This window comes from Protofrankia sp. CiP1_Cm_nod3 (assembly GCF_982290655.1).
Genome location: NZ_CEVIVD010000002.1, coordinates 106,030 through 120,996, shown reverse-complemented (window position 1 = coordinate 120,996; position 14,967 = coordinate 106,030). Strand labels below are relative to the sequence as shown.

At 73.5% G+C, this 14,967-nt stretch carries 13 protein-coding genes; 10 read left to right on the top strand and 3 right to left on the bottom strand.

What is annotated here, in order from left to right; translation table 11 throughout:
* The 4 genes from AC5LUJ_RS01405 to AC5LUJ_RS01390 all read left to right on the top strand — a co-directional run.
* Nucleotides 1-1,422: Gfo/Idh/MocA family protein (locus AC5LUJ_RS01405; protein ID WP_493464345.1), on the top strand; the 1,422-nt coding region annotated here is incomplete at its 5' end.
* A 92-nt stretch (nt 1,423-1,514) separates the two neighbouring features.
* Nucleotides 1,515-2,885 (top strand): lipopolysaccharide biosynthesis protein, encoded by a 1,371-nt coding sequence (locus tag AC5LUJ_RS01400; RefSeq protein ID WP_250290660.1) that lies wholly within the window; start codon nt 1,515-1,517, stop codon nt 2,883-2,885.
* Between the two features lie 24 nt (nt 2,886-2,909).
* Entirely contained in the window at nt 2,910-3,791 is an 882-nt protein-coding gene (locus AC5LUJ_RS01395) for a glycosyltransferase (RefSeq protein WP_250285900.1), read from the top strand.
* A gap of 118 nt (nt 3,792-3,909) precedes the next feature.
* Nucleotides 3,910-4,746: a TylF/MycF family methyltransferase gene (locus AC5LUJ_RS01390; RefSeq protein ID WP_250285899.1), complete on the top strand. Its 837-nt coding sequence runs from the start codon at nt 3,910-3,912 to the stop codon at nt 4,744-4,746.
* A 73-nt stretch (nt 4,747-4,819) separates the two neighbouring features.
* On the opposite strand, the gene AC5LUJ_RS01385 is transcribed toward AC5LUJ_RS01390, so the two are convergent.
* Nucleotides 4,820-5,503: a class I SAM-dependent methyltransferase gene (locus tag AC5LUJ_RS01385; protein WP_493464344.1), complete on the bottom strand. Its 684-nt coding sequence runs from the start codon at nt 5,501-5,503 to the stop codon at nt 4,820-4,822.
* Nucleotides 5,504-5,603: 100 nt separating this feature from the next.
* Between AC5LUJ_RS01385 and gmd the strand changes: the two genes are divergently transcribed.
* Nucleotides 5,604-6,629, top strand: a complete 1,026-nt coding sequence (gene gmd / locus AC5LUJ_RS01380) for a GDP-mannose 4,6-dehydratase (RefSeq protein ID WP_250281208.1) — start codon at nt 5,604-5,606, stop codon at nt 6,627-6,629.
* A 151-nt stretch (nt 6,630-6,780) separates the two neighbouring features.
* Here the strand turns inward: gmd and AC5LUJ_RS01375 are convergent, their stop codons facing one another.
* On the bottom strand, nt 6,781-7,947 hold the full coding sequence (locus AC5LUJ_RS01375) for a glycosyltransferase family 4 protein (protein WP_250281206.1): 1,167 nt from the start codon (nt 7,945-7,947) through the stop codon (nt 6,781-6,783).
* A 292-nt stretch (nt 7,948-8,239) separates the two neighbouring features.
* Here AC5LUJ_RS01375 and AC5LUJ_RS01370 point away from each other — a divergent pair, with 292 nt between their 5' ends.
* The 5 genes from AC5LUJ_RS01370 to AC5LUJ_RS01350 all read left to right on the top strand — a co-directional run bounded on the left by AC5LUJ_RS01370 (nt 8,240) and on the right by AC5LUJ_RS01350 (nt 14,544).
* Entirely contained in the window at nt 8,240-9,751 is a 1,512-nt protein-coding gene (locus AC5LUJ_RS01370) for a DUF362 domain-containing protein (RefSeq protein ID WP_250281205.1), read from the top strand.
* The gene (locus AC5LUJ_RS01365) at nt 9,748-11,247 is read left to right on the top strand and encodes a phenylacetate--CoA ligase family protein (RefSeq protein ID WP_250281203.1); all 1,500 of its coding nucleotides are present in this window, start codon (nt 9,748-9,750) and stop codon (nt 11,245-11,247) included. The genes AC5LUJ_RS01370 and AC5LUJ_RS01365 overlap by 4 nt, the downstream gene beginning before the upstream one ends.
* 193 nt (nt 11,248-11,440) lie before the next feature.
* Nucleotides 11,441-12,481: a glycosyltransferase gene (locus tag AC5LUJ_RS01360; protein WP_250281200.1), complete on the top strand. Its 1,041-nt coding sequence runs from the start codon at nt 11,441-11,443 to the stop codon at nt 12,479-12,481.
* A 57-nt stretch (nt 12,482-12,538) separates the two neighbouring features.
* Complete coding sequence (locus AC5LUJ_RS01355) at nt 12,539-13,540, top strand: glycosyltransferase (protein ID WP_250281198.1); 1,002 nt, start codon at nt 12,539-12,541, stop codon at nt 13,538-13,540.
* Nucleotides 13,537-14,544, top strand: a complete 1,008-nt coding sequence (locus AC5LUJ_RS01350; protein ID WP_250281195.1) for a glycosyltransferase family 2 protein — start codon at nt 13,537-13,539, stop codon at nt 14,542-14,544. Before AC5LUJ_RS01355 ends, AC5LUJ_RS01350 begins: the two co-directional genes overlap by 4 nt.
* Before the next feature lie 194 nt (nt 14,545-14,738).
* On the opposite strand, the gene AC5LUJ_RS01345 is transcribed toward AC5LUJ_RS01350, so the two are convergent.
* The coding region (locus AC5LUJ_RS01345) for a hypothetical protein (protein WP_493464343.1) at nt 14,739-14,967 on the bottom strand (229 nt) is incomplete at its 5' end.

The following is a 14,967-nucleotide window of genomic DNA, read 5'->3' as shown; positions in this document are numbered from 1 at the left end:
TCCCGGTTGTCCCTGCCGCTGCGGCTGCCCGGCTCCTCCCTGGCGGCCGGGCTCTCCCGGGCCGCCGGCGGGCTGCCCACCCTCCCCGGGCCGGCCGGGGCACGCCGCGCCGCCCGCGCCGCCCGCGCAGGCAGTGGCACACCCGACGGCAGCACACACGACAGCACACCCGACGGCAGCACACACAGCGACAGCACACACAGCGACAGCGCTCGGGCCGCCGGGCGGGGCTACGGCATCGGCTGGATCGGCGCCGGCGCCTTCTCCGCCACCGTGCTGCTGCCCGCCTTCCGGGCCGCGGGCTTCGACCGCTTCGTCACGGTCGGCTCAGCCGGTGGCCTGCGTGCCCGACGCTTCGGGGAGCGCGCCGGCTTCACGAGGATCGCCGGCGGCCCGGACGCCGTCATCGACGATCCCGACGTCGACGTGGTGGTCATCGCGACCCCGCACGACGCCCACGCCGACCTGGTCGTACAGGCGCTGGAGGCCGGCCGGCACGTCTGGTGCGAGAAGCCGCTCGCGCTGTCCTTCGACGAGCTGCGGGCGGTGGCGGACGCCGCCAGCCGCTCCGACGGCGTCCTGTTCACCGGCTTCAACCGGCGCTGGTCACCCGCGGCCCGGCTCGCCCGGGAACACCTCGACGCCCGGACGTCCCCGCTCACCCTGATCTACCGGGTAGCGGCCGGGAAGGTCGCGGACGGGCACTGGTACGCCGACCGCCGCCAGGGCGGGCGGCTGCTCGGGGAGGTCTGCCACTTCGTCGACACCTGCGCGTTCCTGAACCCGTCGGAGATCGTGTCGGTGCGGGCACATCCGGCCGGACGCGGGGGCGCACTGCTCGCCGACGACGTGACGGTCGTGCTCGGGCACGCCGACCAGTCGGCCTCGGTGATCGTCTACTCCTCCGCGCGCCCGGCGGGTATCGGCAAGGAGCGCCTGGAGGCGCTGGCCAGCGGCACGCACCTCGTCCTCGACGACTTCCGGTCGCTTACCGTCGGTGGCCGTACCGTCTGGCAGGGACGCCAGGACAAGGGGCATGAGGCGGCCGTACGCGAGTTCCACCGCCGCCTGCGCGATGCCGCCGCCGGCACGGCCGGGCAGGCGGACGGCGGCCTGGTCACCTCGGCGCACGTCCTCGCCGCCGCCGCGGCGGCAGCAGCGGACGCAACGGCAACCGTGTCGGCTGGGCAGGCTGGGCAGGCGGGACCGGCAGAGCCGGCGGGACCGGCAGAGCCGGCGGGACCGGCGGGACCGGCGGGACCGGCGGGACCGGCGGGACCGGCCGTACCCGCGGGACCGGCGGTGACCCGCGGCGGCGCCCGGCCGCCGGACCACACCGCACCCGGCACCCCGAGCGGCACGAACACCCCGAACACCCCGAACGGCACGGACGGCACGGCTACCCCGAACGCCGTGCCGTGACGACGCAGGACGCCCGGGCCGACGGCCCCGTCATGAGCACCGTCGCCAGCCCCGCCGTGGGCCCCGCTGCGAGCCCCACCGCAGACCCCGTCATGAGCACCGTCGCCAGCCCCGCCGTGGGCCCCACCGCAGGCCCTCCCGTCACGGCCCTCGGCAGGCCGTCCACGGCCCGGCACCGGCGGCCCCGGCGGCTGGCCACGCTCGCGCGCCCGGGCATGCCGTCGGGGATCGCGGTCGCCGCGGGCAACGCCGCCGCGATCCTGATCGGGCTGGCCTCGGGGATCGTGACCGCGCGTGTTCTCGGGCCGACCGCCCGGGGCGCGTTCGTGGCCACCCAGACGATGTCGGGGGTGGCGGCGGTCGTGCTGACCCTCGGCGTGACACAGGCGGTGGTGACCGGCCGTGGCAGCGACCGCGACCTCGCCGGCCCGCTGCTGGCGCAGGTCGCCGTCGTCGCGCTGGTGGCGGCCGCGCTGTTCGGGACGCTCGCGGGCGTCGGGGCCCAGCCCTGGCTGGACGGGTACGGGGTCATCGGGGCGGCGGCGGCCACCGCCGGGGCGGTAGCCGCGTCGCTGGCCTCCGGGATGGCCCAGCGCCGGTCACGGATGACCGGCGAGTTCCAGCTCGTACGGCTGCTGCCCTCGCTGGCGGGCCTGTTCCTGCTGGTCGTGGCGTGGCGCGCGGGCACCCGCGAGGTCGGTGTCTGGCTGTTGTGCTCGGGGGTGGGCGTCGCCGTCCCGGCGGTGGTGATGCTGGCGCGGACCCTCGGCGAGCCGGGCACGCCACGCCGGCCAGCCCGCTTCCTGCCGTCCCGGGCGCTCGTGCGGGGCGCTGTCGCGGCGTTGCCCACGGCCATCGGGGCGCAGGTGATCTACCGGCTCGACTCGGTGGTGGTCGCTGCCGCCCGGCCCACTTCCGACGTCGCGTTCTACGGTGTCGCGGCCACCGCCAGCCTGACCTGTACCGCGCTCGGCCAGGCGGTCGGGATGCTCGCCTTCAGCCGGCTGCGGCACGCCCACGGCCTGAACCAGCAGCGCCTGCTGATCCGACGCGGGGTGAGGTGGGCGCTCGGCGTCGCGGCCGGGGTGGCCCTGCCGGTCATGCTCCTCGCCCCCGAATTGATTACCCTCTGTTATGGTCGGGAGTTCCTACCCGCGGTGGCGCCGACCCGGGCGCTCGTCCTCGCGGCGATCCCGCTGTCCGCGGACTACCTGCTGATCCACGCGCTGCTGAGCCTGTCCGGTCAGCGCAGCGTGTACGGGACGCAGGCGCTGGCGGCTGCGCTGACCGTCGTCGGCCTGTGTGTGACCGTGCCCACCGGAAATCTCGCGCTGATCGCCGCCATGTCGATCGTCATCTACACCCTGTCCGCGGCACTGATGTTCGGCGCGGTGCTGCGGCGCACCGCGCCGAACCGCCGCGACACCGCGCCGAACCGCCCCGCTTCCGCGGAGCGGTCATGAGGAACCAGTCATGAGGAATCAGCTATGAGGAACATCGCGGTCATCGTGCACTGGGGGCCGGCCGAGCCCACCGTCGAACTCGCCTGCGAACTGGACCGCAGCGCGCTGCTGCATCGGGTGGTGGTGGTGGCCAACGATCTGTCGGAACGCCCCGCGGGCATTCCCGCGGAGATTTCCTGGATAGTCCCGTCCCGCAATCTCGGTTTCGCCGGCGGTTTTCAGCACGCCACCCGGGTCTATCCGACGGCGTCCTGCTATCTACTGCTCAACAACGACATCCGGATGGATGACGCGACGATCGGGGCGTGCCTGGACCTGCTGGCCACCGACCGGGTCGGTGTGGTCGGCCCGACGCTGGTCAACGCTCGGGGGCTGCAGTCGGGCGCCGCTGTTCTCACCCGTTTCCTCGCCGCGCCGAGGGTACTGCGAACGCCGTCCGTCGGCCAGCCGTGCGAGGCCGAATGGGTCACCGGCGCAGCCATGTTCATCAAGGCCGAATGTCACCGGGACGTGCCGATGGACGGACGCTACTTCCTCGGTTTCGAGGATGCCGACTTCTGCCACCGTGCCCGGGAGGCCGGCTGGCGCGTCATGCTCAGCCCGGCGCGGGCCTGGCACGCCAGTGGCGGGACGATCCCGGCCGGCCGGTACATCTACTACAGCGTCCGCAACAGGCTGTGGTTCGTCCGGGCCCGGGGCTGGGCACTGCGCACGGCGCTGGTGACGCTGTGGTCGATGCTGGTCCTGGTGCCCGGCACCGCCGTGAAGGACGCCGTGCGCAGGCGCGGGTACGCCTCCTGCCTGCTCGCCTTCCACGGTCTTGTCGACGGGCTGCTGCGCATGCCCGCCGAGGCGGTGCCCCTGCCCGACGAGCCCCGTCCCGCCCGCTGGGTGTCCTGGTCCTGACACCGCCTCGGCCGGTCGGCCGCGCGCGCCCCCGGAGAACCACATCCCGGAAAAGCCGCCCACCCGACGGCATCCGCACCCCGGAAAAGAGAAGTATCCCCGGAGAAGAAAAGAAGGAATGACAGAGATGACGGATCTCGACGTGTCACCGACCGTTGGAGAGGAACTTCCGCAACGGTATGTCCATCTGCTGAAGGAGGTGCTTTCCTTCTCGTTGTGGGACGGACGGGACGGCGCGGTCTGGCGCGGGCGCCGCAGCGCCCGGATTCTGCAGCGGCTGCTCGAGCGGCGGAATCTCTCGGTGGCGAGAATCGTCTCCCCCGAGGTTCGCCGCAACGGCCAGGACTGGCCCCGACTCGCGCACACCATGGTAGGCGCCAAACGTCTGGACAACCTCCAGGAATGCGTCGAGACGATTCTGCGCGACAACGTTCCCGGGGATCTGATCGAAACCGGTGTCTGGCGGGGCGGTTCGTGCATCCTGATGCGGGGAATACTCGCCGCCCACGGGGTCGAGGACCGCATAGTGTGGGTCGCGGACTCGTTCTCGGGGCTGCCGGAGCCCGATCCCGGCCGTTATCCCGCCGACACCGGCGACCGGCACCACACGGTGGCCGAGCTCGTCGTCCCGCTGGCAGAGGTCCGGGACAACTTCCGCCGGTATGGGCTGCTCGACGACCAGGTGCGCTTCCTGCCCGGCTGGTTCTCCGAGACGCTGCCGGGTGCGCCGATCGACAGGCTCGCGCTCATGCGCCTGGACGGCGACATGTACTCCAGCACGATCGAGGCCCTGACCACGCTCTACCCAAAGCTGTCCGACGGCGGCTTCTGCATCATCGACGACTACGGTGCGGTCGAGGGCTGCCGCCGCGCGGTCGAGGACTTCCGGGCGGCCCAGGGCATCGACGCCCCTCTCGTCCGGATCGACGCCTGTGGCGCTTACTGGCGGCGGTAGGCCGGAGCCGGGGCGCCCGGCGCGGGTCACGCCGCCAGGTGGCCCACGCCGCGCGGCCGGGCGCCCGGCCGGCTCACGCCGCCCAGCTCGGCAGCGGCCGGGCCAGGAACACCGCCTGCGCGCACAGCAGGTTCGGCCGCCGCCGGGCCGCCCACCGGTCGAGCCGCCCGGTCACGCTCGACGACAGCACGTTGCGCAGCCGCCACCAGGGCAGCCCGCCGTCCGGCAGCGTCGTGACCACGTCCAGACCACTGTCACGGACCATTCGCAGGGCGGAGTCGAAGGTGAAGAACCGCAGGTGGGTGGCGTCCATCACGCCGGTCCGGGTGTATTCGAACCGGCCGCGGACGAACTTGGCCCGCTGGCTGTAGTGCAGGACGTTGGGCAGGGCCACCGCCACCAGCCCGTCCTCGGCGACGACCCGCCGGGCCTCCGCCAGCAGCCCGGCGGGGTCGGCGAGGTGCTCCAGGACGTGGGAGAGCAGCACCAGGTCGTAGGAGCCGTCCGCGGCGAAGGGCAGCCCCTTGGTGAGGTCGTGCAGGTGGACGGTCTCGCACACCTGCTCCGCCGCCGCCAGTTCGGCCGGGTCGTTGGTGATCCCGGTGACGCTCCACCCGCGTGCGGCCAGCAGCCGCGCGTTGTCACCGGCCCCGCAGCCGCAGTCGAGCGCCCGGCCGGGCTCCCGGCGGATCAGGTCGAGAAGGATCTTGTTGCCGGCGTTGCGGTATCGCAGATCGGTGGAGATCTCGGTGGACATCAGACTGTTCCCCTACGTGCGGTGACGATGGAACGATGCGGGTTCACTACTATGCGCAATATATCGCGTACTTGAAGTAACAGAAAGAGGGTGTCACCGCATGCCACACGCTCTGATCACCGGCATCACCGGCCAGGACGGGCTGTACCTGGGCGAGCTTCTGCTCAGCAAGGGCTACGAGGTGTTCGGCCTGGTCCGCGGCCAGTCGAACCCGAAGGTCGCCGTGGTCGAGAAGATACTGCCCGGGGTCCGTCTCCTGGAGGGCGACCTGACCGACCTGCCGTCCCTGATCGGCGCGGTCGAGACCGCCCAGCCCGACGAGGTCTACAACCTGGGCGCGATCTCCTTCGTCGGCCTGTCCTGGCGGCAGGCGGAGCTGACCGGGGAGACGACCGGCATCGGCGTCCTGCGGATGCTCGAGGCGATCCGGATAGCCACCTCGGACGAGATGTCGCGCGTCCGCTTCTACCAGGCGTCGAGCTCGGAGATGTTCGGCAAGGTGCGCGAGACCCCGCAGCGGGAGACCACCGCCTTCCACCCGCGCTCCCCCTACGGGGTCGCGAAGACCTTCGGCCACTACATCACCGTCAACTACCGCGAGTCGTACGGCGCCCACGCCGTGTCCGGCATCCTGTTCAACCACGAGAGCCCGCGCCGGGGCACCGAGTTCGTGACCAGGAAGATCACCCGAGGGGTCGCCCGGATCGCGCTCGGGGCGCAGGAGAAGATCGCGCTGGGCAACCTCGACGCGCGGCGGGACTGGGGGTTCGCCGGCGACTACGTCGACGCCATGTGGCGGATGCTCCAGCGCGACACTCCCGAGGACTACGTCATCGCCACCGGGAAGACGCATTCGGTGCGCGACCTGCTCGACGTCGCGTTCGGCCACGTCGGCATAGCCGACTGGGGCCCGTACGTCGTCCAGGACCCGCGCTTCCTGCGGCCCGCCGAGGTCGACGTGCTCGTCGGGGACGCGTCCAGGGCGCGGGACCTGCTGGGCTGGCGGCCGGCCGTCGACTTCCGCGCCCTGGTCGCGATGATGGTGGACGCCGACCTGGCCGCCGCACGCGGCGAGCGTGACCATGAGCAACATGTCGCGCCCGCCGCGCCCGGCGGGCAGCGGTGAGCAACGTGCCGCGCCCGCCGCGGCCGCCGCGCCCGGCGGGCAGCGGTGAGCCCGTCCCCACGCGCGGCGGCAGCGTCCCGCGGAACTGAACGACCGCCAGGCCGTCACGGCCGTCACCGCGACGTCCCGGTGTCGTCGTCATGAGGAGCGCTCAGCCCGCCAGGACGCCGGGACGGGCCTCCTCGGCCGGGGCCGGCGCGTCCCGGCCGAGGAGGATCCGGCGGGTCTGCTCGGCGTAGGCCTCCGGGTCGGTCACCATCCGTGCCCATTCGCGCGCCCGCCCGCCGGACTCGGCCAGCCGGCCCCGGTCCGACAGCACCTGTCCCAGCAGCTCGGCCAGGGCCGGGGCGGACTCGTCCACCGGTGACCAGCCGGTCATCCCGGCGACGTAGGCGTCGGACGAGCCGCCGGAGAACGGCGCGACGACCGGGCAGCCGGCGAGCTGCGCCTCGACCAGCACGATGCCGAAGCCCTCCCCGCTGCTGGGTGTGCGCACCCTGGTCCGGGTGCACAGCGCGAACAGGTCGGCGGCCCCGTAGAGCCGCGCCAGCTGCGCGTCGGGCGGCGAGACGTACAGCTCGGTGTCCGCCCGGGCGAGCAGGTCGACGAGCTCGGTGGGCGCCGGGCCCTGGCCCGCCACGACCAGGCGCACCGCGCCGACGCGCTCGCGTGCCCGGCGGGTCGCCTCGACCAGCTCCGCCACGCCCTTGCCGCGCCACTCCGGCAGCCGGCAGACGGTGAGCACCACCGGGACGCGGTCCGCCGCGGCCGGCCGCGGGGTGCGCAGCAGGGTCTGCCGCCAGCCGGGGTCGATGCCGGGCGGCAGCACCGCGGGGACGCCCAGCGACAGCATGGCGCCCGCGCTGAAGCTGCTGATCGTCAGCGGCCGGGCCCGGGAGAGCCTGGTGAGCAGTGTCCGGGACAGCGGCCGGGTGCCCCAGATGTCGGTGCCGTAGAACGCGACGAACGAGCGCGACGGCCGGGCCGCGGCCGTGACCGCCGCCGCCACCGGGATGAGGCCGGGATGCCCCACCAGCAGGCAGCGGATGGGCGCGTGGCGCCGCGCGGCGAGCACGGCGCGGGCGGCGAAGTCGGCCTTTGCCGCAAGCGTGGGGCGGCGGCCGGGGGCCAGCAGGTCCACCCTGCGTACCCGCGCGCCCGACCCGTCGAGTGCCCGTTCGACCGTGGCGAGGTAGCGCTCGATGCCGCCGCCGAGTCCCAGCGACGGGGCAAGTAGCAGAACGTCACCGGCCTGGCCGGTATGGCCCGCATGACCGGCCCGCCGCGCGCGACGATCATTACGTATGGAGTTCATCATGTCACACATTGTGCTCGAGAAAGGTGCGGAACCGACGACACCGGCAGCACCGACGCGCCAGCCCCGAACGCGCGCAGTGCCGCCACACCCCGACCAGGGCGCGGCTTCCCGGTGATACGACACACCCGATCCAGTCCTCGCATTCCGTAGTAGAGTCGTTACTCTGAGGTTAGATGCACCACCGTCCGCTATCTACCGACCATCCACTCGCAGGCCGGTACGCGCGACACCCGACCGCCTCGGCCGTGGCGGCACCCCCACGGCCGAGGCACTCCTACCGATAAGGCCGGACATGCCGGGAATGCCAGAGAACATCACCGCCCCGTACCGGGTGGCGGTCACGCGGACGCGGACGGCGTCCTATCCCGACGTCGTCCCCTTCTCCCCGGACACCGCGTATCCCGAGTACGCGCACGGGCACCTCGGCCCGGCGGCGAACCCGGTGTACGCCGGCGTCCGCCGGGCCCTGGCACTGGCCGGGCTGGACGCGGCGAACGTGGACACCGCACGCTGGAACCCGCTGGCCGGCCTCGTCCCCCCGGGCGGGACGGTCGTGCTCAAGCCCAACCTGGTACGTGAGCGCCACCCGCGGGACCCGCAGGGCTGGCGGTACGTGCTCACCCACGGCTCCGTGGTGCGCGCCGTCGCCGACTACGCGTTCGCCGCGGTCGGGAGCGCCGGCCGGGTGGTGATCGCCGACGCGCCGCAGACCGACTCGTCCTTCACGGCGATCGTGAGCCTGCTCGGCCTGGACGAGCTGCGCCGGTTCTACCGGGAACGCGGGCTGCGCCTCGACCTGGTCGACCTGCGCCAGGAGGAGTGGACCACGGTCGACGACGTCGTGGTGGCCCGCCGCCGGCTGCCGGGCGACCCCGGCGGCGCGATCGCCTTCGACCTCGCCGCGGCCAGCGAGTTCGTCGGCCACGGCGGCGCGGGCCGCTACTACGGGGCCGACTACGACAGCCGGGTGGTGAACTCCCACCACAGCGGCGGCCGGCACGAGTACCTGCTCTCCGGCACGGCCCTGCGGGCCGACCTCGTGGTGAACCTCCCCAAGCTGAAAAGCCACAAGAAGGCCGGGATCACCCTCGCCCTGAAGAACCTGGTCGGGATCAACGCGGACAAGAACTGGTTACCGCACCACACCGAGGGCCGGCCCGGCACCGGCGGCGACGAGCATCCCAGCCGCAGCTCCCGGCACTCGCTCGAGCGGGCCGCGGCCACCAGGCTGCGCCGGGTGGCCATGCTCTCCCCCCGCCTGGGCGGCGGCATGCTGCGGCTGGCCCGCCACCGCGGCAGCCAGCTGTTCGGGGACGGCGACACCGTGGTACGCAGCGGTAACTGGTGGGGCAACGACACGGTGTGGCGCATGTGCCTCGACCTGAACAAGATCCTGGAGTACGGCCGGCCGGACGGCACCGTGGCCGACACCCCGGACCCGGGCCGGCGGCACATCGTCATCGTGGACGGGGTGATCGCCGGGCAGCGCAACGGCCCGATGAACCCCGACCCGCTGCCCGCCCGGTTACTGGCCTGCGGGACCACGCCGGCCGCGGTCGACGCGGCCGCGACGTACCTGTTCGGCTTCGACCCCGACCGGGTGCCCGTGGTCCGCCAGGCGTTCACCTGCCGCGCCCTGCCACTCGCCCGTGGTGACTGGCGTGACATCGAGATCATCTCCGACCACGGCCCGTGGCAGGGACGCCTCGGCTCACTGCCGGTCGAGACGGTCCTGCGGGCCGAGCCGCACTTCGCCTGGCAGGGGTACGTCGAACATCGGCCACCGCCGGCGGTGGCCCGATGACCCGGGCCCGGGCGGTCCCACCGGCGTCCCCACCGGCGTCCGCATGGACGTGTTCCCGGACGGCCGCCAAGGCGGCCGCGCGGGCGGTCCCGGCGCGGGCGGGCTCGGTGTTCGGCTCCCGGGCGGCCGCCGCCGTGTTCGACGCCGCCTGCGCCAGCCCGCTGGTGCGCGGCCACCTGCGCACGCTCGCCAGGCTGGAGGCGGCCGACGCGGCCGAGGTCCACCAGTGGCAGGTGTCCCGGCTGGCCCGGTTCCACCGGCGCTGGGGCCGGTCGGTGCCGTACTACCGGGAACGCCCGGAGTATCTCCAGGCCTGCCTGGAGGGCCGGCTCGACGGGCTTCCGGTGCTGGGCAAGGAGACCGTCCGCGGCCTTGCCGGCTCCTTCACCGGCCCTCGGGTGCCCGCCCGGCGGGTCACCACCGGCGGCACCGGCGGGCAGCCGCTGGACCTGCGGATCTCCTACGCGTCGTTCTTCACCGAGTGGGCCCACATCGCCCACGTGTGGGGACGGGCGGGGGTGCGGCCGACCGACCCGAAGATCACTTTCCGGGGCGGCAGCCTCGGCGCGGGCTTCGCCGGCCGGCCCGTCCTGTTCCAGCCGACGTACAACCACTTCCTGGTCTCCCCGTTCCACCTGTCGGACCGGACCTTCGCCGATCTGCTGGAGCGGCTCGGCGACTTCCGCCCGGTGGCCATCTGGGGGTACCCGTCGGCGGTCACGCCGTTCGCCCACTGGGTGGCGCGGACCGGGCCGCACCGCGCGCTCAGCCGCGTCCGCGCGGTGCTGCTGGCCAGCGAAGGGGCCTTCGACTGGCAGGTGGCGCTCTTCCGGGAGGTCTTCGCGGCACCGGTGGTCCGCTGGTACGGGCAGAGCGAGAAGGTGGTGTTCGCCGGTGAGTGCCCCGCCCGCCCCGGCGCCTACCATCTCGCCCCCACCTACGGCCTCACCGAGGTCGTCGACGGACGGATCGTCGGCACCGGGATGACCAACGCCGCCATGCCGCTGGTGCGCTATGACACCGAGGACGCCGGCACCCTGCTGCCCGCCGGCCCGCACGGCGCCCGCTGCGTGTGCGGCTCGTCGTTCCCGGTGCTCACCGACGTCCGCGGGCGCTGGGACCAGTCCCTGGTCTACGGGGCGGACGACGAGCCCATCTCCACCGCGGCCCTGAACTTCCACGACAGCGCCTTCGCCGTCTTCGACCGGTTCCAGTTCCGTCAGGAGCGCCGCGGCGAGGTGGAGCTGCGGGTGGCCGCCGCCCGGCCGCCGGGGGCCGGCGACCTGGCCCGGGCCCGCCGCCTCCTGCAGGAACGGGTGGGCGACCGGCTGCGGGTGTCGGTGACCGTCGTCCCCCCGGAAACGCTGCTGAGCGCCCGCGGCAAGGGGGTGACGGTGGACCAGCGTTACCAGCCGGCCCGGCCACCGGCGCGGGAAACGCGGGAAGCGCGGGAACAGCGGTGGGCACCCGGGAGCGCCGACGTGCCCGGCACATGACCCGAAGCGGCCCGGCCGGCTCACCCGGCCGCCGCCGGCGGGTTTCCGGGACCCTCCCGTTCCCGTGGAACCGCCAGTTCGCACAACCGGCCGGCTCCCGGACCGGAGGCCTTCCGGACCGGGTGTTTTCCGGGCCATCCGATTGCCGGGCCGGGAGTTCTCCGGGCCGGCCGAGGAGAGAAGTGGGGCGATCATGGACGTCACAACCGGATTCGGAACCACGGGGACGCCGCCGCCGGCGGACGACGGACCCGTCCTCGTCGACTGCGCCGGTGCCCGCATGGGCGGCGCGCTGCGTTTCCTGCTCGAGCTCGACGGGCATCTGGCCAGGGTCGAGCGCCCCAACGTCCGGGTGATCGGACGCGACCGGCCGATCACCGCGACCTGGCTCGCCCGGCGGGAACGGCTGGGGCGGTTCGCCCGGGTGATCTCCCTGAACAACGTCGGGTTCGCGGCGACCGCCGGCTCGCGTTACGTGCTGCTGCGCAATCCGCTGCACTTTCTCCGGCCGGCCGAACTGGAGCTCATCGGCACCCGGCTGGACTCCCGCATGGCCCGTCAGACCAGGATCGTCCGGCAGGCCGCCCGCCGCGCCGACTTCGTGGTCGTACCGGCCGCCAGCATGGCCGAACGGGTTCTCGACGCGGTCCCGGACCTGGTGTCCCGGCTGACCGTCCGCCCGCATCCGCTGTCGATGCCGCAGGCCGCCCCCGCCCAGCCGCGCGAGCCGCACCTGCTGCTGTGCCCGGTGCTGTTCTCGCCGTGGAAGGCCATGGCGACGTTACTGCGCCTGGTCGACCAGGCGGTCACGACGCTGGCCGCCGAAACCGGCGCCGACCTGCGGGTCGTCGTCACCGCCACCCGCGAGGAGGCCACCGCCGACGGGCTCGGCCCCACCGGCCGCCTGGACTTCGTCGGCCGGCTGACACCGCAGGAGCTGACGCACCACCAGAACCGGTGCCGGGCGCTGATCTACCCGACGCGGATCGAGTCGTTCGGATATCCGCTGGCCGAGGCGCGGCTGGCCGCGCTGCCGGTGGTGGCGCGCAACATCGCGCACAACCGTGACATCGCCGGTCCCGTCCTCGTCCCGTACCAGCGGGAGGAGCCGGCGGAAATCGCCGCGGCCATCCACCGCGCCCTGAACACCACCTTCGTCCCGGAGCCGGTCAACCCGTTCGACCCGGACCGCTATTTCAACTGGCTGCTCGGCGCGCCGGAAAAAGCGGCCTGAGAACCCGGGTACCGGCCCACCCGAGAAAACCGGGAACACACATGAGAACCAGAGAACATGAAGACTGAGAACACCGGCACCGTCCTCGTCGACTGCGCGGGCGCGCGGATGGGCGGCGCCCGGCGGCTGCTTCTCGAGCTCGAGAGCTATCTCGTGGACAACCGTCGCCCGGACGTCCGCGTCATCGGCCGGGACCAGCCGGTCAGCCCGGCCTGGCTGATCCAGCGCGAACGGCCGTGGAGGCACCGCCGGGTGGTCTCCCTCAACAACGTCGGGTTCGTGGTGACGCCGGCCCGGCGCTGGCTGCTGCTCCACCAGCCGCAGCACTTCCTGGATCCCGAGGAGATCAGGAAGCTCGGCGGCCGGGTCGACCGGGAGATCCCGTGGCAGGCCCAGGTGGTGCGCCAGGCCGCCCGCCGCTCGGACATGATCGTGGTGCCGACCACCGGCATGGCCCGGCGGGTCGCCATGACCGCCCCGGATCTGTCGTCGCGCATCTCGGTACGCCCGAACCCGCTGTCGATGGCACCCGAACCGGTCACCGGCCGCAGGCCCGAGGTCTTCCTGTGCCCGGTGCTCTTCGCCCGGTGGAAGCGGATGGGCGACATCCTGCGGACCGTCGACGAGGCGGTGGACATCGTCCGGCGCGGCCACCGGACGGAGATCGAGGTGCTGGTCACCGCGACCCCGTGGGAGGCGCGTGCCGAAGGGCTCGGCGACGCGCGCCATCTGCGTTTCATCGGCCGGATCACGCACACCGAGGTGGCGCGGTACCGCCGGCGGTCGTGGGCGACCATCTACCCCACCCGCATCGAGTCGTTCGGCTACCCGCTGGCCGAGGCACGGCTGGCGGCGCAGCCGGTCGTCGCCCATGACACGCCGCACAACCGGGAGGTCGCCGGCGGCGCCCTCGTACCGTTCACCCAGGAGCATCCGGACGACATCGCCGACGCGATCCGGCGGGCGCTGGAGACCCGGGTGCCACCGGAGCCGGGCAACCCGTTCGACCGTGACCGTTACTTCGACTGGATGCTGGGCGCGACGGAGGCGACGTCATGATCCGGCCCGCGGCGCGGCCGTCCCGGTCGCCGGTGCCGTACGCGGCCCCCGCCACAGCCGGCGCGGCGCTCACGCCGCCACCGGGGTCCGTGCCGGTCACCGCGATCATCCTGGCCCGGGACGAACGCCGGGACATCGCCCGGGCGGTCCGCTCGGCCGGCTGGTGCGCCCAGGTGGTGGTCGTCGACTCCGGCTCCACCGACGGGACACCGCAGATCGCCCGGGAGCTGGGCGCCACCGTGTGGGAACAGCCCTGGCGCGGCTTTGCCGGCCAGCGCGAATGGGCCATGCGCCAGCCCGGCGTCCAGCACGACTGGGTGTACTTCCTCGACGCCGACGAATGGGTGCCCGTCGCGCTCGCGGCGGAGATCGCCGAACGGCTCGGCCGGGAGGACTGCGCCGCCTACACCCACCGGCGCCGGTTCTTCTTCCTCGGCCGCTGGATAGCCCACTGCGGGTGGTACGCCAACAGCTGGCAGGCCCGGCTGCTCGACCGGCGGTCCGCCTCGTTCGCCACCGCCGAGGAGTTCAGCGAACGCCCGTCGGTCAACGGCACGATCCTGCCCCTCGAACACGACGTCATCGACCAGGACAGCAAGGGCCTGGCCTGCTGGCTGCACAAACACATCACCTACGCGGAGCTGGAGGCACGCCGCCGCGGCACGTCTAGCGGACCGTTGCGGCAGCTCCGGCGGGTGCTCGGCCCCGACCGGGCGACGAGCAGCAGGCCGCTGTCGCGGGCCATCGCCCGCGACGTCGTCCTCCCCCTGCTGCCCTGCAAGATGGTGGTGACGTTCGTCTACATGTACGTGTTCAGGAGCGGCTGGCGGGACGGCTGGCAGGGGCTGGCGTTCTGCCTGCACCGGGCCTGGCACGAGAAGATGATCCGTCTGCTGGGCACCCCCGCGGCGGCACCGCAGGAAGCCGTCTACCCCCTGGATACCGCGCCCATTACGCCCATTACACCCACCGCGACAGCCACCGTCCTGTCGTCGGCACAGTGATCGGCGCGGCCCCGCCGGGCCGGCCGAGCCTCCTGCGCCGTGCGCCGACCGGACAGGAGCGGTCGGCGCACGGCGGTGGCCAGCGGCCGGTACGCGGGCTGGCGCGCGGGGCCTGCCGCCTGACCCACGGTGGCGGCCACCTGCGCCGGGGCGCCGTACCCCGGCTACAGCCAATCCGGCTACGGCCAACCCGGCTACAGCGTCGGTGTGGGTTCGGCCGGCGTGTCCCGGCTCGGCCCGGCGGGGCCCCGTCCAGCTGAGCCGGCTGAGCCGGCCGGGGCATGCCGGCGCGCGGTGAGGACGTCGAGGAGGGGCTGGCCGGAGGCGCTGCCCGGGCCCGCCGATGACAGCCGGACCGCGGTGATCCCGACGTCGACGAGACCGGCGGCGAGCGCCAGGCCGGTCAGGCGTGTCCGGTCGGCA